At 71.9% G+C, this 22,649-nt stretch carries 22 protein-coding genes; 9 read left to right on the forward strand and 13 right to left on the reverse strand.

Going from position 1 to position 22,649, the window contains the following annotated elements; genetic code table 11:
- Nucleotides 1-208 precede the first annotated feature (208 nt).
- From ACKUB9_RS01665 to ACKUB9_RS01695, 7 genes are all read right to left on the reverse strand, one after another.
- A complete protein-coding gene (locus ACKUB9_RS01665) occupies nucleotides 209-2,251 on the reverse strand; it encodes an oxidoreductase (RefSeq protein ID WP_407518862.1) in 2,043 nt (680 codons plus the stop codon).
- A gap of 71 nt (nucleotides 2,252-2,322) precedes the next feature.
- Nucleotides 2,323-3,456 (reverse strand): FAD-binding oxidoreductase, encoded by a 1,134-nt coding sequence (locus ACKUB9_RS01670; RefSeq protein ID WP_407518864.1) that lies wholly within the window; start codon nucleotides 3,454-3,456, stop codon nucleotides 2,323-2,325.
- Nucleotides 3,457-3,459: 3 nt separating this feature from the next.
- A complete protein-coding gene (locus ACKUB9_RS01675; protein WP_407518865.1) occupies nucleotides 3,460-4,719 on the reverse strand; it encodes an aromatic ring-hydroxylating oxygenase subunit alpha in 1,260 nt (419 codons plus the stop codon).
- A gap of 488 nt (nucleotides 4,720-5,207) precedes the next feature.
- Nucleotides 5,208-5,591: a nuclear transport factor 2 family protein gene (locus ACKUB9_RS01680; RefSeq protein ID WP_407518866.1), complete on the reverse strand. Its 384-nt coding sequence runs from the start codon at nucleotides 5,589-5,591 to the stop codon at nucleotides 5,208-5,210.
- 60 nt (nucleotides 5,592-5,651) lie between these two features.
- A complete protein-coding gene (gene purH / locus ACKUB9_RS01685; RefSeq protein ID WP_407518868.1) occupies nucleotides 5,652-7,253 on the reverse strand; it encodes a bifunctional phosphoribosylaminoimidazolecarboxamide formyltransferase/IMP cyclohydrolase in 1,602 nt (533 codons plus the stop codon).
- A gap of 124 nt (nucleotides 7,254-7,377) precedes the next feature.
- The gene (locus ACKUB9_RS01690; RefSeq protein WP_407518870.1) at nucleotides 7,378-9,123 is read right to left on the reverse strand and encodes a heparinase II/III family protein; all 1,746 of its coding nucleotides are present in this window, start codon (nucleotides 9,121-9,123) and stop codon (nucleotides 7,378-7,380) included.
- Between the two features lie 119 nt (nucleotides 9,124-9,242).
- Complete coding sequence (locus ACKUB9_RS01695; RefSeq protein WP_407518872.1) at nucleotides 9,243-10,610, reverse strand: RsmB/NOP family class I SAM-dependent RNA methyltransferase; 1,368 nt, start codon at nucleotides 10,608-10,610, stop codon at nucleotides 9,243-9,245.
- Between the two features lie 114 nt (nucleotides 10,611-10,724).
- Here ACKUB9_RS01695 and ACKUB9_RS01700 point away from each other — a divergent pair, with 114 nt between their 5' ends.
- The 6 genes from ACKUB9_RS01700 (at nucleotide 10,725) to ACKUB9_RS01725 (ending at nucleotide 13,928) form a co-directional block, all read left to right on the forward strand.
- Nucleotides 10,725-10,940, forward strand: coding sequence for a DUF1674 domain-containing protein (locus ACKUB9_RS01700; RefSeq protein WP_407519098.1), 216 nt, complete (start codon nucleotides 10,725-10,727; stop codon nucleotides 10,938-10,940).
- 96 nt (nucleotides 10,941-11,036) lie between these two features.
- Nucleotides 11,037-11,411, forward strand: coding sequence for a PH domain-containing protein (locus tag ACKUB9_RS01705; protein ID WP_407519099.1), 375 nt, complete (start codon nucleotides 11,037-11,039; stop codon nucleotides 11,409-11,411).
- Nucleotides 11,412-11,465: 54 nt separating this feature from the next.
- On the forward strand, nucleotides 11,466-11,804 hold the full coding sequence (locus ACKUB9_RS01710) for a cupin domain-containing protein (protein WP_407518873.1): 339 nt from the start codon (nucleotides 11,466-11,468) through the stop codon (nucleotides 11,802-11,804).
- 99 nt (nucleotides 11,805-11,903) lie between these two features.
- Nucleotides 11,904-13,217 carry an NAD(P)/FAD-dependent oxidoreductase gene (locus ACKUB9_RS01715; RefSeq protein ID WP_410822759.1) on the forward strand — a complete coding sequence of 438 codons (1,314 nt, stop codon included), beginning with the start codon at nucleotides 11,904-11,906 and terminating at the stop codon, nucleotides 13,215-13,217.
- 98 nt (nucleotides 13,218-13,315) lie between these two features.
- On the forward strand, nucleotides 13,316-13,633 hold the full coding sequence (locus ACKUB9_RS01720) for an EthD family reductase (RefSeq protein WP_407518877.1): 318 nt from the start codon (nucleotides 13,316-13,318) through the stop codon (nucleotides 13,631-13,633).
- A 10-nt stretch (nucleotides 13,634-13,643) separates the two neighbouring features.
- Nucleotides 13,644-13,928, forward strand: a complete 285-nt coding sequence (locus ACKUB9_RS01725) for a hypothetical protein (protein WP_407518879.1) — start codon at nucleotides 13,644-13,646, stop codon at nucleotides 13,926-13,928.
- A gap of 46 nt (nucleotides 13,929-13,974) precedes the next feature.
- Here the strand turns inward: ACKUB9_RS01725 and ACKUB9_RS01730 are convergent, their stop codons facing one another.
- The 3 genes from ACKUB9_RS01730 to ACKUB9_RS01740 form a co-directional block, all read right to left on the reverse strand.
- Nucleotides 13,975-14,583, reverse strand: a complete 609-nt coding sequence (locus ACKUB9_RS01730) for a hypothetical protein (RefSeq protein WP_407518881.1) — start codon at nucleotides 14,581-14,583, stop codon at nucleotides 13,975-13,977.
- 205 nt (nucleotides 14,584-14,788) lie between these two features.
- Nucleotides 14,789-15,019, reverse strand: coding sequence for a DUF6894 family protein (locus tag ACKUB9_RS01735; RefSeq protein WP_407518882.1), 231 nt, complete (start codon nucleotides 15,017-15,019; stop codon nucleotides 14,789-14,791).
- Between the two features lie 284 nt (nucleotides 15,020-15,303).
- The gene (locus ACKUB9_RS01740; protein WP_407518884.1) at nucleotides 15,304-15,615 is read right to left on the reverse strand and encodes a hypothetical protein; all 312 of its coding nucleotides are present in this window, start codon (nucleotides 15,613-15,615) and stop codon (nucleotides 15,304-15,306) included.
- Nucleotides 15,616-15,784: 169 nt separating this feature from the next.
- Here ACKUB9_RS01740 and aptA point away from each other — a divergent pair, with 169 nt between their 5' ends.
- Together aptA and ACKUB9_RS01750 are read left to right on the forward strand one after the other, a co-directional pair.
- On the forward strand, nucleotides 15,785-17,173 hold the full coding sequence (gene aptA, locus ACKUB9_RS01745) for an omega-aminotransferase AptA (protein WP_407518886.1): 1,389 nt from the start codon (nucleotides 15,785-15,787) through the stop codon (nucleotides 17,171-17,173).
- Between the two features lie 177 nt (nucleotides 17,174-17,350).
- Complete coding sequence (locus ACKUB9_RS01750) at nucleotides 17,351-19,027, forward strand: formate--tetrahydrofolate ligase (RefSeq protein WP_407518888.1); 1,677 nt, start codon at nucleotides 17,351-17,353, stop codon at nucleotides 19,025-19,027.
- Between the two features lie 21 nt (nucleotides 19,028-19,048).
- Here the strand turns inward: ACKUB9_RS01750 and ACKUB9_RS01755 are convergent, their stop codons facing one another.
- Nucleotides 19,049-20,347, reverse strand: a complete 1,299-nt coding sequence (locus ACKUB9_RS01755) for a DUF3422 family protein (protein ID WP_407518889.1) — start codon at nucleotides 20,345-20,347, stop codon at nucleotides 19,049-19,051.
- Nucleotides 20,348-20,490: 143 nt separating this feature from the next.
- Here ACKUB9_RS01755 and ACKUB9_RS01760 point away from each other — a divergent pair, with 143 nt between their 5' ends.
- Nucleotides 20,491-21,909, forward strand: a complete 1,419-nt coding sequence (locus ACKUB9_RS01760; protein WP_407518891.1) for an amidohydrolase — start codon at nucleotides 20,491-20,493, stop codon at nucleotides 21,907-21,909.
- Between the two features lie 95 nt (nucleotides 21,910-22,004).
- Here the strand turns inward: ACKUB9_RS01760 and ACKUB9_RS01765 are convergent, their stop codons facing one another.
- Both ACKUB9_RS01765 and ACKUB9_RS01770 read right to left on the reverse strand, forming a co-directional pair.
- On the reverse strand, nucleotides 22,005-22,310 hold the full coding sequence (locus ACKUB9_RS01765; RefSeq protein ID WP_407518893.1) for a BrnA antitoxin family protein: 306 nt from the start codon (nucleotides 22,308-22,310) through the stop codon (nucleotides 22,005-22,007).
- Nucleotides 22,297-22,551, reverse strand: coding sequence for a BrnT family toxin (locus tag ACKUB9_RS01770; protein ID WP_407518895.1), 255 nt, complete (start codon nucleotides 22,549-22,551; stop codon nucleotides 22,297-22,299). Before ACKUB9_RS01770 ends, ACKUB9_RS01765 begins: the two co-directional genes overlap by 14 nt.
- Nucleotides 22,552-22,649: the final 98 nt, after the last annotated feature.

The raw sequence follows: 22,649 nt of genomic DNA on the forward strand, positions 1-22,649 counted from the left end.
TCATTCTCTGCGACCGCACCTCCCTCCCCCCTCTGCGGGGGAGGGTGCCTGCGGAGCAGGCGGGAGAGGGGAGCGCCGGTGCCGGAGGGGGCGCACCTCGTCCGCTACTGCGACCGATCCGGCGACGGGGTTTCCCCTCTCCCGGCCTGCTCCGCAGGCCACCCTCCCCCGCAGAGGGGGGAGGGGAAGCGCGGCGCCGCTCAGCGCCTCACAGGTCCTTGCACAGCCGCAGGGCGTCGTAGATCGCCGCGTGGATGTTGCGGCCGGCCACCGCGTCGCCGATGCGGTAGAGGGCGTAGCCCTCGCAGAGGTCGTAGGGCTGCGGCGTGCCCCGGATCAGAGCCTCTTGGTCGGTCTGACCGCGGTTGACCGACGCCCCCTTGAGGTTGCGGTAGAGGGCATCGACGGGCAGCGTGCCGTGATCGACGACGATACGGTCGACGACGCGCTCCTCCTCCGCATCCGTCATGGTGTTGCGCAGGGCCGCCACGAAGCGGTTGCCCTCGGGATAGATCTCGATCAGCTCCATGTTCGGCGTCATCACCACGCCGAGCTTGTACAGCTCGCGCAGATGGATCGGCTGATTGGTGGTGCCGACTTCTTCCGCGATCATGCGGTCGTGGGTGGCGATCTCGACGAGGCAGCCGCGCTTGGCCAGCTGCTCGGCGACGGACGACGCGTTGTGCTGGCCCATCTCGTCGTAGAGCAGGACCGAGCCGGTGGGCTCGACCGCGCCGGTCAGCACCTCGGTGGTGGTGACCGCGTGCTGCTCGGCGCCCTTGGCGTGGCCGCGGAAGGGCGTGCCGCCGGTCGCCACGATGACGATGTCGGGCTTTTCCGCCAGCACCGCCGCCTCCGTGGCCTCGGTGTTCAGCCTGAGATCGACGCCGAGCTTCGTCACCTGCCCGACCAGCCAGCGGGTGATACCGGACATCGCCTCGCGCCAGCCGGCTCGTGCCGCGATGGAGATCTGGCCGCCGGCCTGCGCGCCTTTCTCGAACAGGACCACGGTGTGGCCGCGCTCGGCGCACACGCGGGCCGCCTCGAGACCGGCCGGCCCGGCACCGATCACCACCACGCGGCGGCGCAGATCCGCCTTGCGGATCTCGTGCGGCATGGTGGCCTCGCGGCCCGTGGCGGCGTTCTGGATGCAGAGCGCGTCGCCGCCGACATAGATCCGGTCGATGCAGTACCCAGCGCCGACGCATTGGCGGATGTCGTCGGCCCGGCCCTCTGACAGCTTCTTGACGAGATGCGGGTCGGCGATGTGGGCGCGGGTCATCGCCACCATATCGACGTGCCCTTCCGCCACCGCGCGGGCGGCGGTGGCGAGGTCGGTCACGCGTTGCGCATGGAAGACCGGCACGTCGACCTCGCGCTTGATCGCGCTCGGCAGGAACAGGAACGGCGCCACCGGGAAGGACATGTTCGGCAGCGAGATCGCGTGGGCGATGTGGTCGCGCGCCTGGCCGCCGAGCACGTTGAGGAAGTCGACGAGGCCGCGCTTGGCATATTCGGACGCGATCGCGACGCAGTCGTCCTGGCTGAGGCCGTCGGCGATCATCTCGTCGCCGGACATGCGGATGCCGATGACGTAGTCGTCGCCGACCTCGGCGCGCATCGCCTCCAGCACCTCGATGCCGAAGCGCATCCGGTTCTCCAGGCCGCCGCCGTACTTGTCGGTGCGCTGGTTGACCGACGGCGACCAGAACTGGTCGATCAGGTGGCCGTGGGCGGCGGAGACCTCGCAGCCGTCGAGTCCGCCCTCGCGGCAGCGGCGCGCGGCTTGCGCGAAGCTCTTCACGACGCGGGCGATGTCCTCCTCCTCCATCTCCTTCGGGATGGTGCGGGAGGCGGGCTCGCGCCGGGGGGAGGGCGAGATCGTGGGGAGCCAGTGCTCGGTGTCCCACTTGGTGCGCCGGCCCATATGGGTGAGCTGGATCATCAGCTTGCCGCCGTGCGCGTGCACCCGGTCGGCGAATTGCCGGAAGTACGGGATCACCGAGTCGTCGGCGACCGAGATCTGGTTCCAGGGCGCGGCGGGGCTGTCGACGGCGACCGAGGACGAGCCGCCGAACATGGTGAGCCCGATGCCGCCCTTGGCCTTCTCGGCGTGATAGAGCTGGTAGCGCTCCTGCGGCTTGCCGTCCCGGCCGTAGCCGGGGGCGTGGCTCGTGGACATCACCCGGTTGCGGATGGTGAGGCCCTTGATGGTCAGCGGCTTCAGAAGCGCGTCGGCATTGGCGATCACGGGACGACTCCCGAAGGCGATGGGGGGAGCTTGGGACGCTGGGAGGACCGGCCGCCGCGGGCGGCGGGATCTCAGCGCTCGATGACGAGGTCGCTCGTCGGCTTGGAGCAGCACAGCAGCGCCATGCCGGCGTCGATCTCGCGCTGACGGATGCCGCCGGCATGCGTCATGGCGACGGTGCCGGAGGTGAGCTTCGACTTGCAGGTGCCGCACAGGCCCTTGGCGCAGGAGGAGGGCAGGCGGATGCCGGCCTTGCGGGCGGCGTCGAGCACCGTCTCGTTCTCCGGGCATTCGAGCACCCGGCGGGTCTTGGCGAACTCCACCCGGAAGGTGCGCATGCCGCCCGATGGCGCGGCCTCGGCGTCGAGTTCCTTCTCGGCCTCCGTCGCCGCCGCCTGCTCGGACTCCGACAATTCGCCGAAGTCGAAGCTCTCCTGATGGTGCCGGGCCATGTCGAAGCCGGCATCCTTCAGCATGGCCCGCACCGCGTCCATGTAGGGCTTGGGGCCGCAGACGAAGACTTCGCGCTCCGGCCAGTCGGGCACCGCCTCCCGCAGGATCTCCAGCGACAGCCGGCCCTTCGGACCCGCCCAGACCTCACCGGCCGAATCCGTCTCGCAGACCGCACGGAAGCGGAAGCCGGGATCGAGCCGGGCCATCGTCTCCAGTTCGCACCGGAACACGATGTCGGCGGGCGAGCGGGCGGAGTGGACGAAGGCCACGTCGCGGGCCTCGCCGAGATCGTGGAAGGTGCGCGCCATCGACATCATCGGCGTGACGCCGCTGCCGCCCGACAGGAGCAGGTATTTTTTCGCCGGATGGGTGAAGCAGGAGAACTCGCCCATCGGCCCCAATGCCCGCACGACCGCGCCGGGCTTCAGATTGTCGTGCAGCCAGTTCGAGACCGGGCCGCCGGGCACGCGCTTGACGGTGAACGAGACCGCGTTTGGCCGGGTCGGCGCCGAGGAGATCGTGTAGCAGCGGTGGATCGTGTCCGTGCCGATCTCGAACGAGAACGTCAGGAACTGGCCCGGCGCGTAGGCGAAGCGCCGAGGCTCCTTCGGGGCGAGCACGAAGGTCTTCACGTCGTGCGTCTCGTCGCGCACGGCGAGGCAGACCAGGGCGTCGTCGGCCTCCGCATCCCAGGGCGCGGAGGCCGCGAGCCGCGCGGCGGCCGGCTCGGCCGAGGCGGGGACCGACGTCATGGCTCAGCGCCCCAGATGCGCGGCCATGCGGCCGACATACCAGTTGCAGAACTTCTCCACGAGCATCTCGGTGTGCGGCGAGTAGGGGCCGGGCTCGTAGGCCGGGCTCGACACGCCCTGTTGGCAGATGCCGACGAGCTCGCTGTCCTGATCGTTCGTCGCTTCCCAGACGCTGATGAGATTGGCGAGATCATAATCGACGCCCTCGACCGCGTCCTTGTGCACGAGCCACTTGGTGCGCAGGAGCGAGCGCTCGGCATCGAGCGGCAGCACCGAGAAGGTGACGATGTGGTCGCCGAGGAAGTGGTGCCAGGAATTCGGCTGCGTCCAGACCGAGAGGCCGCCGAGCTTGGCGTTGGTGAAATTGCCGAGCAGCTTCCTGCAGGCGGCCTTGGTGTCGATGGTGTGGGACTCGCCGTCGCCGTCGAGCGGCAGCCGCTCGACGCGGAAGGCGCTGACCATCGTGTCGAGCTCGTCGATCTCCCTCGACGGCAAGCCGTCCGCCTCCCACTCGCCGTGGCGGGTCTTGAGCAGGCAGCCGTAGCGCTCGGCGTTCGCCCGGTCGTGCTCGTCCATCTCCTCGGGGGCGAAGCCGAAGCCGTAGGCGAAGAGCGGCACGGTCAACTCGGGATGGTTCGCACCGCAATGATAGCACTCGCGGTTGTTCTCCATCGTGAGCTTCCAGTTGCCGGGCTCGATGATGTCCTTCTGGAAGGCGACCTTGGTCTCGCGCACGTTGTGCGGCTCGAGATAGGGGCCGAGCCGCGCCGCCATGTCGTCGAAATCGGCCGGGGGCTCGTCGGCGAGGCAGATGAAGAGCAGGCCGGCGAGCGAGCGGATGTGGACCGGCTTGAGGCCGTGGCAGCCCTTGTTGAAGTCCGGCCCCATATGCTCGGCGTGGATGAGGTTGCCGGTGAGGTCGTAGGTCCAGGAATGATAGCGGCAGACGAGGTTGCCGACCGTGGACTTCTCCTCGTGGACGAGGCGCGCGCCGCGGTGGCGGCAAACGTTGTGGAAGGCGCGGATCTCGTCGTCGTCGTCGCGCACGACGGCGACCGACGCCTTGCCGATATCGACGACCATCACGTCGCCGGCCTCCGGCACGTCGGGCTCGACGCCGACATAGATCCAGTGCCGCCCGAAGATGACCTCCATGTCGGCCTCGAACACCTCGGGGCTGAGGTAGAACGGGGCCGCGAGGGTGTAGCCGGGGCGACGCTCGCGCAGGAGGCGCTGCAGCGGGGTCGGCGTAACGTCGAGCATGGGGCCTCCGAAGCCGGATCACAGGCTTCGGCGACTATCGCCGCGGGAGCGGGGGTGCGCTGCCTTACCAGCGACACTCGCTTGGTCAGCCGCGACGCCCGATCACTCTACCCAGAGCTGCGTCCGATCGCCCTGCGATCGGATCCTGTTCCAAGTTCTCGAATGGCCGCATGTTCTGCGACGAACCGGTGGCCCCTTCGTCGGACAATGCTCTGATGTCCTGATTCCGCGGCGTCTTCGATCTGTCTGGTCCGCCGGCAGGATCGGCGCGTCGTCCGGCACGTGCCGAGCGACCTGGGTGTCGTGCGCGATCGTCACCACCGGATCGTCTGCCCGAAGCCAGCATCGGGACCTGATGCGGCACTCGGTCGAAGCCGTGCTGCGCGGCGGCGCCGGCCGCCTGGGTCTTCTTCAGCCGCAACGACCGCAAGGCAGGCGGTGTACGCTCCATCATCGGAGCGCATGCCACATGATTTTTGGGGTTTTACTTAGAACATCCCGTTCGGATTGGCGGACGATTCCGGCATGACCTGCAGCACGTCCCAGTGCTCCACGATCCGGCCCTGGGCATCGAGCCGAAAAATGTCGATCGCCGCGTAGTCGTGGTCGCCGGGCCAGTGCTGGAGGCAGTGCAGCACGACGAGATCGCCCTCGGCGATCGCCCGCTTCACCTCGACCCGCTTGCCCGGCCAGTCCCGCGCCATGCGCTCGAAATAGGCGATGAAGCCGTCCTTGCCGGTCGCCACGTGCGGGTTGTGCTGGATGTACGTGTCGCCCGCGTAGCGCTCGATCGCCTCGCGCGGCCGGCACGCGTTGAACATCAGCTCGTAGAAGGCGATCACGGTCGCCTTGTTCCGCGCGGGGTCGGTCATGACGCTCTCCCTGGGCGGCGCGCCGGTGTGTCCCACCCGACCGCCCGCCGGAGCCGGGCCTCAGTGCCGGAAGTGGCGGTGCCCGGTGAACACCATGGCGAGGCCGGCCTCGTCGGCGGCGCGGATCACCTCGTCGTCGCGCATCGAGCCGCCGGGCTGGATCACCGCGGTCGCCCCGGCCTCGGCGGCGGCGAGCAGGCCGTCCGCGAAGGGGAAGAAGGCGTCCGACGCCACCACGGCGCCGCGGGCGAGACTCTCGGGCAGGCCCGCGGCCTTGGCGGCCTCGGCGGCCTTCCAGGCGGCGATGCGCGAGGAATCGACCCGCGACATCTGTCCGGCCCCGATCCCGACCGTGGCGCCGTCCTTCGCGTACACGATGGCGTTCGACTTCACGTGCTTGGCGACCCGGAAGGCGAAGCGCAGGTCGGTCAGCTCCCGCTCGCTCGGCGCGCGCCGGGTCACGACCCGCAGGGGCATGTCGTCCACCACCGCCGCGTCCCGGCTCTGCACCAGAAAACCCCCCGCCACGCTCCGCCAGAGCGAGCCGGCCTGGCGCGGATCGGCGAGGCCGCCGGTGACGAGCAGGCGCAGGTTCTTCTTGGCGGCCACGATGGCGGCCGCCTCCTCGCTCGCCTCGGGCGCGATGATGACCTCGGTGAAGATCTCGACGATGCGCCGCGCGGCCTGTGCGTCGAGGGGCCGGTTGAGCGCCACGATGCCGCCGAAGGCCGAGACCGGATCGCAGGCCAGCGCCCGCTCGTAGGCGGCGAGCAGCGAGGCGCCCTCGGCCACGCCGCACGGGTTGGCGTGCTTGACGATGACCACCGCGGCGGTGCGGCCGGGATCGAACTCGGACACGCACTCGAAGGCCGCGTCCGTGTCGTTGAGGTTGTTGTAGGAGAGCTCCTTGCCCTGGAGCTGCCGGGCGGTGGCGACGCCCGGCCGAGCCGCACCGGCGCTGCGGTAGAAGGCGGCCTGCTGGTGCGGGTTCTCGCCGTAGCGTAAGCCCTGGCCGAGGGTGCCGCCCAGCGCCTGGAATACGGGCGCGGCCTCCTCGGGCGGACCGGTCTCGCCGAGCCACGCGGCGATCGCCGCGTCGTAGGAGGCGGTGCGCGCGAAGGCCTTGCGGGCCAGCCGGCGGCGGGTCGCGCGGGTGACCGCGCCGCCCGTGGCGTCGAGGTCGGCCAGCACGGTGGCGTAATCCGCCACGTCGACGACCACCGCCACGTCCTCGTGGTTCTTGGCGGCGGCCCGGATCATCGCGGGGCCGCCGATGTCGATATTTTCGATGCACTCCGCGGCCGGCCGCCCGGCCGCGAGCGTCGCCTCGAACGGGTAGAGGTTCACCACCAGGAGGTCGATCGGCTGGATGCCGTGGGCGAGCATCGCGGCTTGGTGCTCGGGGTTGTCGCGCACGGCGAGCAGGCCCCCGTGCACGCCCGGATGCAGGGTCTTGACCCGCCCGTCCATCATCTCGGGGTAGCCGGTGAGGTCGGAGACCTCCGTGACGGCGAGCCCCGCCTCGCTGAGCGCCCGGTGCGTGCCCCCCGTCGAGACCAGGGCGACGCCCCGCTCCGCCAGCGCCCGGGCGAAGTCGATCAGACCGCTCTTGTCGGAGACCGAGAGCAGCGCGCGGGTGACGGGGATGTGGTCGCTCGCCATGGCTGAATCCTGGCATCGGGGCCGGCCCCGGGCGTCTCGGAGGCCTGCCGGAAGAGATGCGGCGCGCGGTAGCAGAATCCACCCGGCGAGGCCAGATGCTGCACTGCAAAATTGCGAGGCGGCTTCAGAGTTTCCGGAAGCGCCACGCCACGCGGGAGCCGTCCTGGACCGTGAGGTGCAGCACGATCTGCTCGGTGCGCCGCGCACCGTTGGAGGCGGCGAAAAAGACGCTTTCCTCGATCACCGGGTCGATGCCGTCCGCCTCGAACAGCCACGCCTCGCCGGGGGCTGCGAGGCGCACCGCCCGGCCCTCCCGGCCGACCCGCAGGGAGGGATGGAGGTGGAAGCGGATCGCCGCCTCGACCGGCTCCGGCTCCGCCCGCTTGTCGGCGCGACCCTGGCCCTTGCCCTGTCCTTGCCCCTGTCCTTGGGCGCGCACGAAGGCGTCGTCGCCCTGCAGCAGCGCGCCGTCCCCCGAGAGGCGCCAGCGGCGCTCGTGGACGAGGCCGAAGGTCGGCCCGTAGCCGTCGTGGCGGGCGGCGAGCACGCTGGCGCCCCCCTCCTGCCCGCGCTCCACCGGCACCTCGGTCGGTCCGCGCACGATGACCGGGCCGACCCGACCCTTGAGCCACGCCGCCATCGGGTGGGCGATGCCGGGTCCGGTCGGGTTGAGGAAGCGGCAGGAGGAGGCGTCGGCGAGCACGGCGGTGGAATGGGCCGCGCTGGTGCGGGACAATTGCCGCATCTCCTCCCCGCTCGCCGGCATGCCGCAATTGACCACGAGGCGCTGGGGCCCGCTGGACAATTCGAACGACAGGCAGCCCGCCCCCGCCAGGGTCGAGTAGGGCGGGCTCGGCGCCGGCCCGACATCCGCGACCACGAGCGTGGTCCGGCCTTCGAGCCGCGCGTAGCCCGTGTGCGGCGCGTGCATCAGCGGCTGGGCGAGCACGCCGTCGTAGATCAGCAGCGTCGCGAGCTGGTCGGCCTCCGTCGCCCCCATGCCGTTGTGGTGGCCGAGCGAGGCGTCGGCGTGGCGCAGCAGCCGCAGGAGCGGCAGCATCCGGTCGATGGCGTTGAGCAGCGCCTCCGGCGGGGCGATGTCGCGGGACAGGAAGCTCTGGCGCAGGGGCAGCAGGTCGAGGAGCAGTTCCTTGACCACCGCCGGGTTGCGGCTGCGGTGCCCGCCGTCGGGCAGGATCTGGCGGGTGAGCTCCCGGGTGAGCAGCCGCACGCCCCGGCGCAGCACGGGTTCCAGCCCCTCGCAGCACAGGCCCGCATAGGTGAGCGCCACCGCCGCGCTCAGGCGCTCGCGTGGGGGAATGCCGCGGCCGAGCGCCCGGTCGAGATCGCGCACGCAGCGCCCGAGGGCCTTCAGGAAGGCGTGGTAGAAGGCGTGGTCGGCGCCCTCCAGCACGAGAGGCGACTGGGCGAGCAGCGAGATCAGCCGCCGCGCCGTCACGTGCGGGCGGTCGGCGATCTCCCGGTCGCCCCGGCCCGCCATGAAATCCTGCACGAAGGCGCGGGCGTTGGAGCGGGCGAGCGCGCTGTCGGCGGCGCGCAGGTGGCGCAGCCAGCCGAAGCCGTAGAGCGCCTCGCCCCATTCGGGCGAGGGCGGCGTGAAGTCGAAGGGCGAGCGCCCTCCCGTCGCCAGCGCCCGCCCGGCGAACACGAACAGGCCGGCATAGATGTCGGCCGCCAGGGTCGGATCGCTGGTGCGCAGGTCATGCGGGACGATGACGAGGCGGGTCGGCTTCAGGCGCGAGAGGGCCGAGGGGCCTGAGCGGACCCGCGCCGCGCCGCGCCGCAGCGCGCGGCCGGCCTCCTGACCGACGAGCCGGTAGAACCGCCAGCGGTCAGGCCCCCACTGCACGCAACCTCCTTGGAGCCGCCTCGGGGCGACCGGCCCGGTCCGGGCTCACGATCAACCAATGGTGAAGGATGATGGCGGCGTCAAACCGCGCCGCCGTCCTTGTGAACAGCTTCGCCGGCCTAGACCGAGTCCGGGTCGCGCCGCAACCGTACCGCGAAGAAGCCGTCGATCCCGCCGCGGTCCTCGCCGGCCGGCCAGTGGCAGGGCAGGGTGCGCAGCTCGCCGCGGGCGGTGACGAAATCCGCCTCCCCGCCGACCTCGCCGGGCGCGACCGGCACGCGGCTGAAGCCGGGATGGCGGGCCAGGAAGGCCTCGGCCTGCGCCTCGCCCTCCTCGGGCTCCAGCGAGCAGGTGCAGTAGACGAGGCGCCCGCCGGGGCGCAGCAGGCCGGCCGCCTTGTCGAGGAGGCGGGTCTGGAGGGCGGTGAGCCGCGCGAGATCCCCCTCGCGCTTCGTCCAGGCCACGTCGGGATGGCGCCGGATCGTGCCGGTGGCGGTGCAGGGGGCGTCGAGCAGCACGGCGTCGTAGGCCGGCTCGTCCGGCAGGGCGAGGGCATCGGCCGCCAGCGTCTCGGCGGCGAGCGACAGCCGCGAGAGGTTCTCCTCCAGGCGCCGCAGGCGCGCGGACGAGCGGTCGACGGCGAGCACCTGGGCGCCCGCCGCCGCGAGCTGCGCCGTCTTGCCGCCCGGCGCCGCGCAGAGATCGGCCACGCGCTCGCCGGGACCGACGCCGAGGAGGCGGGCGGGCAGCGCGGCGGCCGCGTCCTGCACCCACCACGCGCCCTCCGCGAAGCCCGGCAGTTGCGGCACCGGCGTGCGGGCGTCGTCGAGGCGCAGGCTGCCGCCGGTGGTCAGCACCCGGGCGCCGAGGCGGCCGGCCCAGGCCTCGGGCTCGGCGCGCACCGTGAGGTCGAGCGGCGCGCCCCGGGCATGGGCCTGCGCGATCCCGCGTGCCGCCTCATCGCCGTAGGCGGCGCGCCAGCGCGCCGCGAGCCAGGCCGGCGTGTTGAGCCCGAGGGGATCGGCGTCGCCCTCGGCCCGGATGGCGGCTTTTTCGCGGGAGACCCGGCGCAGGACCGCGTTCACCAGCCCGGCGAGGTGGCGCATCCGGCCGTCGCCCTTGGCGAGCCGCACCGCGAGGTCTACCGCCGCGTGGTCCTGGACGTTGAGGTAGAGGATCTGCGCCGCGCCGGTGGCCAGCACCGCGAGGAGCTTCGGCTGATCCTCCGGCAGGCCCTGCGCGAGGCGGGCCTGGAGGGCGTGGCGGATCACCCCGAGGTGCCGGAAGGTCGTGGCCGCGATGGCGCGGGCGAGACCCAGATCCTGGCCCGAGAGGTCTTGGCCCGAGAGGGCGGCGCGCGCGGCGGCCGGATCGAGCACGTCGTCGAGCGCGGTGCCGGAGCGCCCCCCGAGGAGGTCCGCCACGCCCGCGGCGGCGAGCCGCCTCGCCGGCAGGCCGGCCGCCGTATCCTCGTGCTGATCGTCCATTCCGGAAAGCCGCTCCCGCCTTGACGCCGCGTCGCCCGCCCTCCACCTGCGGGGAGGAGCGGTCCGCGAGGCGCCGGGGTTGGCACCGCGGCGACCCGGATGCAAGCGGGAGTGATGCGGACGATGGACGAGAGCAATCCGCCGGGCACGGCGCAGAAGGCCCTGAGCCCGGCCGCCGTGCGGGCGCTCGCCGAGGCGCAGGCGCGCCGCGAGGCCATCGACGCCCGCGCGGCCGAGATCCGCCGCGAGCGCGAGATCAACGGCCGCGGCGGCCTGGAGCCGGTCCGCTACGAGGATTGGGAAGTGAAGGGTCTGGCGACGGACTTTTAGGAGTGGGATCCGATCGCGCTGCGATCGCATCTGGCTCTAGACCTTTGATTTTACCGTAATTTCCGCGACGAACCGGCATCTGGAATGGGGGTGGTGATGGGACTTCTCGACGGCCTCCTCGGCCACGGCAGCGACGTCAGCCCCGCCGACGTCGCCCGCGAACTCGACGGGATGCTGGTGGCGGGCGAGGCCGTGCAGGTCGCCTTCCGGGTGGTGCGCGACCTGATGGTGTTCACCGACCGGCGCCTGATCCTGGTGGACCGCCAGGGCCTCACCGGGCGCAAGGTGGAGTACCTGACCGTACCCTACCGCGCCATCACGTCGTTCTCGGTGGAGAATGCCGGCAGCTTCGACTTCGATTCCGAGCTCAAGATCTGGGTCTCGGGCCAGCCCGCGCCGATCTCCCGCACGCTGAAGCGCGGCGCCGACATCCGCGGCATCCAACAGGCCATCGCCGGCTCGCTGCGCTGACGGGAACGCGGCGCCCCGCCCTCCGTTGGCTCCCGGCAACCCCCGGAGGAGCCGATGACCGAGACGACGATCAAGAAGGTGTCGGGCGCGACCTCGCCCCACGGCCCGCAGGGCGAGCGCTACCTCGCCTCGGGCAAGCACGTGTCGATGCGCCTGTGGGAGAACGAGGCGCCGACCGACGACAAGCGCAGCGCCCGCCGCGACTACGAGACCGTGGGCTACGTCGTCGCGGGCCGGGCCGAACTCGTCCTCGAAGGCCAGACCGTGCGGCTGGAGCCCGGGGATTCCTGGTTGGTGCCGGCGGGGGCCGAGCACAGCTACCGCATCCTCGAGACCTTCACGGCGGTGGAGGCGACGTCGCCGCCCGCCCAGGTGCACGGGCGCGACGCCTAGGGTGGCCTCGGACATTCGTACGCCTTCCGCCGCGGCAGGGACTGCCCAGGGTCCCGGCCGTTCGGCTAGACTCGCCGGGCCTGAGGGCGGGAGGCGGACGTGACGGGACGGCACAGGATCGTGGTGGTGGGCGGCGGTGCCGCGGGACTGCAGCTCGCCACCAAGCTCGGCGACCGCTACGGGCGCCGCAAGGAGGCCGAGGTCACGCTGGTCGACCGCTCGCGCACCCACATCTGGAAGCCGCTGCTGCACGAGGTGGCGGCGGGCAGCATGGATGTGGGCCACCACGCGGTGGATTACCTGCACCACGCCCACGCGCATCATTTCCGCTACCGGATCGGCCAGATGACCGGCCTCGACCGGGAGCGCCGGGAAATCCTGCTCGCGGCGAGCTACGACGCGGAGGGGCGCGAGGTCACGCCCGCGCGCGCGCTGCCGTACGACACGCTGGTGATCGCGGTGGGCAGCGCCAGCAACGATTTCGGCACGCCGGGCGTGAAGGAGCACGCCATCGCCCTCGACACGCCGGACCAGGCCGAGCGCTTCCACCGCCGCCTCGTCAACGCGATGATCCGCGCCCACGCGCAGGACGACCCGGTGCGGCCGGGCCAGCTGCACGTGGCGGTGATCGGGGCGGGCGCCACCGGCACCGAACTCGTGGCCGAACTCCACCGCACCACCCGCCACGTCGCGGCGACCGGTCTCGACCGGATCGACCCGGACAAGGACCTGAAGCTCACCCTGATCGAGGCCGCCGACCGCATCCTGCCGGCGGTGCCCGAGCGGCTGTCGCAGGACGTGATGGGGCTGCTCGCCGGGATCGGCGTCGAGGTGCGCACGAACGCGCGGGTGACCGAGGTGCGCCCGGACGGCGTGCTGCTCGCGGATGGCGGCTTCGTGCCGGCGGAACTCACGGTCTGGGCCGCGGGCGTGCGGGCCCCGGACGTGCTGCGCGAGATCGGCGGGCTGGAAACCACCCGCAACAACCAGCTCGTCGTCCTGCCGACCCTGCAGACCACCCGCGATCCGGACGTCTTCGCCATCGGCGACTGCGCCCACCTGATCGATCCCGCCACGGGCGCGCCGGTCCCGCCGCGCGCCCAGGCCGCCCATCAGCAGGCGACGCACCTGCTGCGGCAGATGCCGAACCGGCTCGCGGGCCGCCCGCTCGCCCCGTTCCGCTACCGCGACTTCGGCTCGCTCGTGTCGCTCGGCGAGTACACCACGGTCGGCAACCTGATGGGCTTCATCCGCGGCAAGAACGTCTTCATCGCCGGCCTCTTCGCCCGGATGATGTACCAGTCGCTCTACAAGATGCACCAGCAGGCCCTGCACGGCACCTGGAAGGTCGCCCTCGACACGGCGGCCCGCGCGCTGACGCGGCACACTGAGCCGCGGGTGAAGCTGCATTGAACCGGTTGCGGCGGCCCGGGATCGGTGCTCCTGTGCCGGCCGGGCCGGCAGGACCGCGACACCCGTCCAGGCCGTGATGCCCGGGAGGACGAGACCACATGATCCTCGTGAGCGTGATGTATCCGGGCGGGGCGGACGCGCCCGCCTTCGACCTCGACTACTACCTGCGCCACCACATGCCGCTCGTGCGCGAGCGCTGGTCCGCGATGGGGCTGGAGAAGGCCGAGGTGGTGAAGGCCGCCGCCACCCCGGACGGCAGTCCGCCGCCGTTCCAGATCATGGCGCTCCTGACCTTCCGGTCGCTGGAGGACTTCCAGCAGGCCGCGGCCCGGCACGGCAAAGAGATCTTCGCCGACATCCCGAACTTCACCAAGGCGCAGGCCGTGGTGCAGATCAACGAGCCGCAGGCGTGGTGACGGCGGGCGGATGATCGACATCGTCAAGGTGCTTCGGGAGCAGCACCCGGATCTCGGCCCCTACGTCATCGCCCTGCGGCCCGCCTCGGGCCTGATCGCGCCGGACGATCCCGGCGCGCTCGCCGAGGAGGTGCGCGACTGGGTGCTCACGGAGGCGCCGAGCGCGGTGCTGAGCCTGCGGCCCGTGACCTACGCGCTGTTTCCGGGCTGGCCGGAGGAGACGCGCATTCTGGAGGTGGTCTCCTTCGCGGAGGCGGCGGAGCTCGCCCGGTTCGCGACGCGCTGGACGCATTGAGGCGCTCGCGTCCGCCCCGGACGCCTCGGTCGCGCCGGCGGAGGGCTCACTTCGCCTGCGCGGCGGCGTTCATCAGCTGAATCTGATCGGTCCGCGTTGCGTGACGGGCGCCGATCAGCAGCCCGACCTCGATACACAGCATGATCAGGATCCCGGAGAGCAGCGCGATCACCGCCGCCTGCCCGCGCGGGCTGAAGGCGACGACGAGGCGCGCCGGCGGCAGGGGCATGGACACGGGCTGCGGCTCGGATTCGGCGGCGCGCGGTGCGGCCGGCTCCTCCGCCGGGACGGGTGGTTCCAGCGTCGGCGCGGGCCGCTCGAATTGCGGACGGTAGGCGCCGACCGGGACGCTGATGCGCACGCCGAGATCCGCCCCCGCCCGGGCGTAGCACTCGTCGAGGGTCCGCCGCAGGCGCCCGGCCTCCACCCGCACGCTCGGGTCGAGCGTCGGATCGAACTCGCCGCCGCGGCCGAGCGCCTGCGTGGCGATGGTGTAGGCCTTCAGGGCCGCTCCCTGCCCGGCCAGCTCCTCCTCCACCACGAAGCGCAGGAAGCGCGCGAGCTTCGGCGAGCGCGCGAAGGGGGGCATCTTCAGCAGGGTGTCGAGCGTGGCCCGGATCTCCGCCTCGGGAACGACCTCGCCGTGTTCAGCCATGATCGTCCGCCCCCGCCGGCTCCCACCGACCACCCGCTGCCGGCGCCGCCCGTGCGACGGCGCTCACAAACTCCCCCAGGGTATCACGGAGGTCGTCTCCCAGGAAGGCAGGCGCAGGAAGGCAGGCGTTGGCCTCGCCGAGATGTCGCGCTGTGAGCATGCAATATACCAGCGCCTGACGCAAATGTCGCGAGCGGCGGCGGCCTCAATCGACGCGCTGGGGAAACGGCACCGTGAAGAGCAGGCGCCGGGCCTCGTCGCTCACCTCGACCCGCCAGTGATGCCAGTCCACGCGAACGGCCTCGGGGCCCTCCATGGCCTCCGCGATGAGCGCGCAGGCCTGGTGATGAGCCTCGCCCAGATCCCGGCAATCGAGGCCCGCCTCGTCGGGGACGCTGCGCGTCGCGTCGAGAACGTCGAAGAAGAAGCGGGGCACGGCGGCGTTCCGGCACGTGAGCGCGCCGGCGAAGGATCGTTCGCGGACGCACTGAGCCGTCGCACTCTGCCACAGCCGGCAGCAGCGGCCAAGAAGTTCCCAGGATTGCCCGGATGATCGAAAGGTCAGGCGGCGGGCGCCGCCGCGCAGGGTCGTGGCAGGCTGCGGTCGAGCGGGCTCTGTGCCGGACAATGCTCGGGATAATCTGGCAAACGGGGCTGCTGCGCCTCGCCGTCGGCCGGCGCGCCCGCGACGGGCGGGCGCCGTCGCGGCTGCCGCCGGACTCACTCGGCGGGCCGGCGCGCGGCGGGCGGGGGCGCCGCACCCGCGCCGGCGAGGCTGCCGCGCAGGACGGTGTCGAGGGTGCGCCCGGCCTCGGCGGCCCCCTCGCGCAGAACGCGCTCGCGCAGGTCCGGCGGCAGAGCGGCGAGCGAGCGGGCGGCCTGCGCGGCGCTCGCGGCGGCCCTGGTCGCCGCATCGGCCGCCATGGCGACCGATGCCGTCGGGGCATCCTGCTGCTGCGGCGCCGGGTCTCTCGGCGCGAAGGCGGCGATGACGCCGATCACCAGCGCGGCGCGCAGCCAGAATCCCATCATCCATCCCCGGCTCGTCGGTCGCCGAAGTCTCGCGGCCGCCGGTGAAGCGATCCTCACCGCGGCCCGCAGGGCTCGCGAAAACCGCGCCCGATGCTTAACGTCGGCGGTTTTGCGTCGTGCGGGGACGCCTGATAGCGTCGCGCGACGAGACGATTGGCGGGAGAACGCGATGACGAGCGCGGCGGCAGGCCTGCGGGCCGCCAACGATGCCAGGTCCCAGGGCGACCAAGTCCCGAAGGGCGACCAGGCCCCGAACGACCTCGAAGCGTGGTGGTTGCCCTTCACGGCCAACCGCGCCTTCAAGCGCAAGCCCCGCATGATCGCCCGCGCCAAGGACATGCACTACTACACGCCGGACGGGCGTGCGGTGCTCGACGGCGTGGCGGGCCTGTGGTGCTGCAATGCGGGCCACAACCGCGCCCCGATCGTCGCGGCGATCCAGGCGCAGGCGGCCGACCTCGATTTTTCGCCCGCCTTCCAGTTCGGGCATGCGGGCGGCTTCACGCTGGCCTCGCGGCTCGCCGCGATGGCGCCGGGCGACCTCGACCACGCCTTCTTCTGCAATTCCGGCTCGGAGGCGGTGGACACCGCCCTCAAGATCGCGCTGGCCTACTGGACCGTACGGGGCGAGGGCGGGTGCACCCGGCTCATCGGGCGCGAGCGCGGCTATCATGGCGTCGGCTTCGGGGGCATCTCGGTCGGCGGCATCGTCACCAACCGCAAGTTCTTCGGCACCCTGCTGGCGGGCGTCGACCACCTGCCGCACACCTACTCGCGCGAGCACCAAGCCTTCACGGTGGGCGAGCCCGAATGGGGCGCGCATCTCGCCGACGACCTGGAGCGCATCGTGACGCTCCACGACGCCTCCACCATCGCGGCGGTGATCGTCGAGCCGATGGCGGGCTCCACCGGCGTGCTGCCGCCGCCCAAGGGCTACCTGCAGCGCCTGCGCCAGATCTGCGACCGGCACGGCATCCTCCTCATCTTCGACGAGGTGATCTGCGGCTTCGGACGCCTCGGCCACGCCTTCGCGGCCGAGCGCTACGGCGTCGTGCCGGACATGATCACCTTCGCCAAGGCGGTGAATTCGGGCACCGTGCCGATGGGCGGCGTGCTGGTGCGCCAGGGCATCTACGACGCCTTCATGAAGGGGCCGGAGCGCACGATCGAACTCTTCCACGGCTACACCTACTCGGCGCACCCGCTCGCCTGCGCGGCGGCGCTCGCGACCCTCGACGTCTACCGCGACGAGGACCTGTTCGGGCGCGCCCGCCGCCTCGAACCGGTCTTCGCCGAGGCGCTGATGTCCCTGCGCGGGCTGCCGAACGTCCTCGACATCCGCACGCTCGGCCTCGTCGGCGCGATCGACCTCGCCTCGCGTCCGGACGCGGCGGGCGCGCGCGCCTTCGAGGCGATGGACCACGCCTTCCAGGACCTCGGCCTAATGATCCGCATCACCGGCGAGACCATCGCGGTGACGCCGCCGCTGATCATCAGCGAGGACCAGATCGGCGAACTCGTGGACAAGCTCGGCCGGGTGATCCGCGCGGTGGCGTGAGGCGCGGCCGGCGACCAGAAGAGGGACGGGGCGCGGCCCCGTTCCATTCCCGTTCGTTAGATTTTTCTGATCGAAACGCTCAAGCGATTTAGTCTAGCCTGAATCCGCGAGCCCGGCATAAGGTCCGCTCGACGACGTACGCCACGTCCCTTCCCGACAACAACAAGCACGGGTTCCATGCCGACCGACATCGAGATCGCCCGCGCGGCCACCTTGCAGCCGATCAGCGCCATCGCCGAGAAGATCGGCATTCCCGACGCGGCGCTGCACCCCTACGGCCGGCACATCGCCAAGATCGACCACGCCCACATCGCCGGGCTGGAGGCCAAGCCCGAGGGCAGGCTCGTGCTCGTCACGGCGATCAGCCCGACGCCCGCGGGCGAGGGCAAGACCACCACGACGGTGGGCCTCGGCGACGCGCTCAACCGCATCGGCAAGAAGACCGTGATCTGCCTGCGCGAGCCCTCGCTCGGCCCCTGCTTCGGCATGAAGGGCGGGGCGGCCGGCGGCGGGAAGGCGCAGGTGGTGCCGATGGAGGCGATCAACCTCCACTTCACGGGCGACTTCCACGCCATCACGTCGGCCCACAGCCTCGCGGCCGCGCTGATCGACAACCACGTCTACTGGGGCAACGGGCTCGACATCGACCTGCGCCGCATCGCGTGGCGGCGCGTGGTCGACATGAACGACCGGGCGCTGCGCTCGATCACCCAGTCGCTCGGCGGCGTCGCCAACGGCTTCCCGCGCGAGGACGGGTTCGACATCACGGTGGCCTCCGAGGTGATGGCGGTCTTCTGCCTCGCCCGCGACCTCGCCGACCTGGAGGCGCGCCTCGGCCGCATCGTCGTGGCCGAGACCCGCGACCGCAAGGCCGTGACGCTCAAGGACCTCAAGGCCACCGGCGCCATGACGGTGCTGCTCAAGGACGCGCTGCAGCCCAACCTCGTCCAGACGCTGGAGGGCAGCCCGGCCCTCATCCACGGCGGCCCCTTCGCCAACATCGCGCATGGCTGCAACTCGGTGATCGCCACCCGCACGGGTCTGCGCCTCGGCGAGTACGCGGTCACGGAGGCCGGCTTCGGCGCCGATCTCGGGGCCGAAAAATTCATCGACATCAAGTGCCGCCAGACCGGCCTGTCGCCGAGCGCCGTCGTCATCGTGGCGACCGTGCGCGCGCTCAAGATGCACGGCGGCGTCGAGAAGAAGGCGCTCGGTTCGGAGAACGTCGCCGCCCTGGAGAAGGGCTTCGCCAACCTCGCCCGCCACGTCGAGAACGTGCGCCGCTTCGGCCTGCCGGTGGTGGTGGCGGTCAACCACTTCCACGCCGACACCGAGGCCGAGCACGCCGCCCTGAAGGCGCTCTGCCGCGACAAGCTCGACGTCGAGGCGATCACCTGCCGCCACTGGGCGGAGGGGGGTGCGGGCGCCGAGGAGCTGGCCCGCGCGGTGGTGGCGCTGGCCGAGTCCGGCGCGCCCAAGGCCCCGAACTTCGTCTATCCCGAGGAGGCGAAGCTCTCGGACAAGATCCGCACCATCGCCCAGACCCTCTACGGGGCGGCGGACATCCAGATCGAGTCGAAGGCCGCCACCAAGCTCGCGCAGTTCGAGAAGGACGGCTACGGGAAACTTCCGGTCTGCATGGCCAAGACCCAGTACTCGTTCTCCACCGATCCGGGCCTGATCGGCGCACCGAGCGGGCACGTGGTGGCGGTGCGCGACGTGCGCCTCTCGGCCGGGGCCGGCTTCGTGGTGGTGATCTGCGGGGAGATCATGACCATGCCGGGCCTGCCCAAGGTGCCGGCCTCGGAGGGCATCTACCTCGATGCCGACGGGCAGATCGAGGGGCTGTTCTGACCCGTCGGGTGAAGGCCGCCGTCAGCCCCGGCCCGGGTCGTCGCGGTCGAGGTGGCCGTGCCGGCGGCGGATGCGCCGCACGGTCCAGGCGACCGCGAGCGCGATCGGCGGCACCGCGAGCGCGGTGCCGAGCGTCGCGTCCACCGGCAGGTGCGCGGCGTGCGCGCCTTCCAGCATCAGGTGGACGAGGCTCGCCACGTAGTAGGTGATCGCCGCGACGGACAGCCCCTCGACGGTCTGCTGCAGCCGCAATTGCAGCGTCACCCGCTCGTTCATCGCCTGAAGCTGCGCGTGGTTCTGACGCTCCAGATCGACGTCGACCCGGGTGCGCAGCATCTGCGCGGTGCGCGAGAGCTTGCGCGAGAGCGTGTCCTGGCGCTCGCCCGTGGCGATGCAGGTGCGGATCGCCGGGTTGAAGCGCCGGGCGAGGAAGACCGACCAGCTCGTGCGGCCGGGGATCGCCTGCTCGCCGATCGCCGAGAGCCGCAGGCGGATCAGCTCGTCGTAGGCGCGGGTGGCGCCGAAGCGGAAGAGCGAGCGGGCGGCGCCCGCCTCCAGCTCCGCCGAGAGGGCGATCAGCCGGTCGAGCAGGGCGTGGTTGGCCGCGAAGCCCTCGCTGCCGCGCATCTCCTCCATCAGCTCCGGCAGCGCCGTCTCGATGCGGCGGATCGACGGGGCGAGGGCCTGCGCCTCGGGGAGGCCGAGGAGCGCGAGGGTGCGGTAGGTCTCGATCTCCAGAACCCGCTGCACCAGGGCGCCGGCCGCCACCCGGGTCATGCCGCGGTCGGCCACCATGATGCGCACGAAGCCGTGGGGATCGGGCTGGAAGTCGGTGGCGACGACCGCCGCCCCGCCCTCGGCCTGCGCCACCGCCAGAGTGGCGGGCGTGAAGGCGGCGCTGATCTCGGGCGGCACCTCGCCGGGGCCCGCCACGAGGAGGTGCAGGTCCACCGCCACGAGGAGGTCGCCGGGCTGCGCCAGTTCCTCCATGGCGCCCGCGAGCGCGTCGGGCTGCGGCTGGAAGGCGAGACCCTGCCCGTCCGCGAACTCCCAGGTGTAGGTCGTGAACTCGCTGTGGCTCTCCCAGCGCAGGATGGCGCCCGAGAAGACGACCCGGTGCTGCTTGGCTCCCGGCGGCGGCCCGGGCAGGCCGAGCGAGGCGCAGTAGGCGTCGAGGGCAATCCGGTCGGCGCTCGCCGCCTCGCCGTCGGTGAGGAAGGCATAGTGCAGGAAGCGCCGGGGCGTGGCGACCGGCATGAAGGGGCGGGCATGGACCTCCGCCAGCACCCGTGCCCGCAGGGGATGTTCGTTGAGCCGCATGCGCCCCCGTGCCCCGCCGCGGCGGATGCCCGAGGCTTGGCCGAGGCATCGGCCCGCGTCAACGCGCTTGTCGCGCGCCGGCCCTTGCGGCGGGGCCGTGCGGCCCTATCCCTGCACGGACGAGCGGGCACCCGGAGGAACCGATGGACAACCGCAACGCGCTCTGGCGCCACGTCGATGCCCGCAAGGACCGACTCCTCGCCCTCGCCGACCGCGTCTGGGCCACGCCGGAGGTCTGCTACACCGAGACCCGCTCGGCCGCCGCCCACGCGGAGGAACTGCGCCACCAGGGTTTCTCCGTCACCGAGGGCGTCGCCGGCATTCCCACCGCGCTCGTCGGCGAGGCCGGGGCGGGCGGGCCGGTGATCGCCTTCCTGGGCGAGTACGACGCGCTGCCGGCGCTCAGCCAGGAGGCGGGCGTGGCCGAGCACCGGCCGGTGGAGGCCGGCGGGCCGGGGCATGGCTGCGGGCACAACCTGCTCGGCGCGGCGGCGCTGCTCGCCGCCACCGCCGTGAAGGACTGGCTCGCCGAGACCGGCCGGCCGGGCCGCGTGCGCTACTACGGCTGCCCGGCCGAGGAGGGCGGGGCCGCCAAGGCCTTCATGGTGCGGGCCGGCGCCTTCGCCGAGGCCGAGGCGGCGATCACCTGGCACCCGTCGAGTTTCTGGGAGGTGGCGCCCGCGCTCGCGCTCGCCAACACCCGGGCCGATTTTTCCTTCACGGGCCGGGCGGCCCATGCGGCGGCGGCCCCCCATCTCGGGCGCAGCGCGCTCGACGCCGTCGAGCTGATGAATGTCGGCGTCAACTACATGCGCGAGCACATGCCGGACGACGCCCGGGTGCATTACGCGCTGCTCGACGCGGGCGGCATCGCCCCGAACGTAGTCCAGGCCCATGCCCGGGTGCGCTACTCCATCCGCGCCCGCGATCTCGCGGGCATGCGCGAGCTCGTGGGGCGCGTGCGCCGGATCGCCGAGGGGGCGGCGCTGATGACCGAGACCGCGATGGAGATGCGCATCGTCAGCGCGGTCTCGGACCTCGTCGGCAACGCGCCCCTCGAGGAGGCGCTGCACGGGATCATGGAGGAACTCGGCCCGCCGCCCTTCGACGAGGCGGACCGCAGCTTCGCCCGCGCCATCCAGGCGACGCTCAGCCCCGGCGACATCGCGGCGGTCTGGCGCACCATCGGCCGGCCGCGCGCGGAGGCGCCGCTCGCCGACTTCCTCGTGCCGCGGGACGCGCGCCGCAACCCGGCGATCGGCTCGACCGATGTCGGGGACGTGAGCTGGGTCGTGCCCACCGTCCAGGCGCACGCCCCGACCGTGGCGGTCGGCACGCCGTTCCACACCTGGCAGATCGTGGCGCAGGGCAAGGCGCCGGCGGCCCACAAGGCGGTGGTGCAGGTGGCCAAGGCGATGGCGGCGCTCGGCGCCGCGCTCATCGCCGACCCGTCCCTGCGCGAGGCTGCCCGGGCCGACCTGCGCGCCCGCACCGGCCCGGAGGGCTACCTCTCCCCGCTGCCGCCCGAGGTGGAGCCGCCGCTGACGATGTCGCTGGGCTGAGAGGATGCCGGCATGCGCGGTCCGAGGCGGATGCTGGCGCCGCAACGCCGCGTGCGCGGATCAAGTGCCCGGCGGCTCGGTCGGCGATGAGGCGGTCACGCGGCCCGGAGCTTCCGGGCCGCTTCAGCCAGGGCCTCGTTCATGCGGGTCTGCCATCCCGGCCCGGTGGCCTTGAACGCCTGCAGGACGTCTCGATCAATGCGGATCGAAATCAGCTCCTTCGTTCCTGTCGGCCCCCGCTTGCGAAGAGCGGTCGCCATCTCCGGAAACACATCGGCGAACGGCTTGGCGGCCTTGAAATCCTCTTCGGTCCACTCGGGATTGTCCGGATCCTGCGCGATCCCGGCCTGGATGCGGGCCTCCTCCTCGTCGGAGAGCACGGTCGGGTCATGCTTCGGCATAGATCGTCCTTTCTCGCCGGCTCGCCGGCCGCATGCTGATGAGGGAGATAGCTTCGGTGCCGAGCGGCGCGAAGGCGATGGCAATGAGGCGTCCGTCCAGCGGGAGAATCGCAAGATAGCGACCGCCGTAGCTTGGGCGGACCACCGCTTCTTCCCAATCGGCAGCCTCCGCGTCGGCAAAGTCCAGTCCGTGGGTCCGGCGGTTGGACACTCGCTTCGGCTCGTCCCACACGATCTTCATGAACTCGTAGATACGAGTTCATGGCGCCGGCATCAAGAAACTCGCATATACGAGTTTGAGGTTCACCGGATCCCGGCTTCCGGCGATGGCAACGCAGA

This window comes from Methylobacterium oryzisoli (assembly GCF_046557895.1).
Classification (GTDB): Bacteria; Pseudomonadota; Alphaproteobacteria; order Rhizobiales; family Beijerinckiaceae; genus Methylobacterium; species Methylobacterium oryzisoli.

Bases quoted from the DNA above. Each gene is read 5' to 3' on its own strand.
- ACKUB9_RS01670 (WP_407518864.1), bottom strand. From the start codon at position 3,456: ATGACGTCGGTCCCCGCCTCGGCCGAGCCGGCCGCCGCGCGGCTCGCG.
- ACKUB9_RS01675 (WP_407518865.1), bottom strand. From the start codon at position 4,719: ATGCTCGACGTTACGCCGACCCCGCTGCAGCGCCTCCTGCGCGAGCGT.
- ACKUB9_RS01680 (WP_407518866.1), bottom strand. From the start codon at position 5,591: ATGACCGACCCCGCGCGGAACAAGGCGACCGTGATCGCCTTCTACGAG.
- purH (WP_407518868.1), bottom strand. From the start codon at position 7,253: ATGGCGAGCGACCACATCCCCGTCACCCGCGCGCTGCTCTCGGTCTCC.
- ACKUB9_RS01695 (WP_407518872.1), bottom strand. From the start codon at position 10,610: ATGGACGATCAGCACGAGGATACGGCGGCCGGCCTGCCGGCGAGGCGG.
- ACKUB9_RS01700 (WP_407519098.1), top strand. From the start codon at position 10,725: ATGCGGACGATGGACGAGAGCAATCCGCCGGGCACGGCGCAGAAGGCC.
- ACKUB9_RS01705 (WP_407519099.1), top strand. From the start codon at position 11,037: ATGGGACTTCTCGACGGCCTCCTCGGCCACGGCAGCGACGTCAGCCCC.
- ACKUB9_RS01710 (WP_407518873.1), top strand. From the start codon at position 11,466: ATGACCGAGACGACGATCAAGAAGGTGTCGGGCGCGACCTCGCCCCAC.
- ACKUB9_RS01720 (WP_407518877.1), top strand. From the start codon at position 13,316: ATGATCCTCGTGAGCGTGATGTATCCGGGCGGGGCGGACGCGCCCGCC.
- ACKUB9_RS01725 (WP_407518879.1), top strand. From the start codon at position 13,644: ATGATCGACATCGTCAAGGTGCTTCGGGAGCAGCACCCGGATCTCGGC.
- ACKUB9_RS01730 (WP_407518881.1), bottom strand. From the start codon at position 14,583: ATGGCTGAACACGGCGAGGTCGTTCCCGAGGCGGAGATCCGGGCCACG.
- ACKUB9_RS01740 (WP_407518884.1), bottom strand. From the start codon at position 15,615: ATGATGGGATTCTGGCTGCGCGCCGCGCTGGTGATCGGCGTCATCGCC.
- aptA (WP_407518886.1), top strand. From the start codon at position 15,785: ATGACGAGCGCGGCGGCAGGCCTGCGGGCCGCCAACGATGCCAGGTCC.
- ACKUB9_RS01750 (WP_407518888.1), top strand. From the start codon at position 17,351: ATGCCGACCGACATCGAGATCGCCCGCGCGGCCACCTTGCAGCCGATC.
- ACKUB9_RS01755 (WP_407518889.1), bottom strand. From the start codon at position 20,347: ATGCGGCTCAACGAACATCCCCTGCGGGCACGGGTGCTGGCGGAGGTC.
- ACKUB9_RS01760 (WP_407518891.1), top strand. From the start codon at position 20,491: ATGGACAACCGCAACGCGCTCTGGCGCCACGTCGATGCCCGCAAGGAC.
- ACKUB9_RS01765 (WP_407518893.1), bottom strand. From the start codon at position 22,310: ATGCCGAAGCATGACCCGACCGTGCTCTCCGACGAGGAGGAGGCCCGC.
- ACKUB9_RS01770 (WP_407518895.1), bottom strand. From the start codon at position 22,551: ATGAAGATCGTGTGGGACGAGCCGAAGCGAGTGTCCAACCGCCGGACC.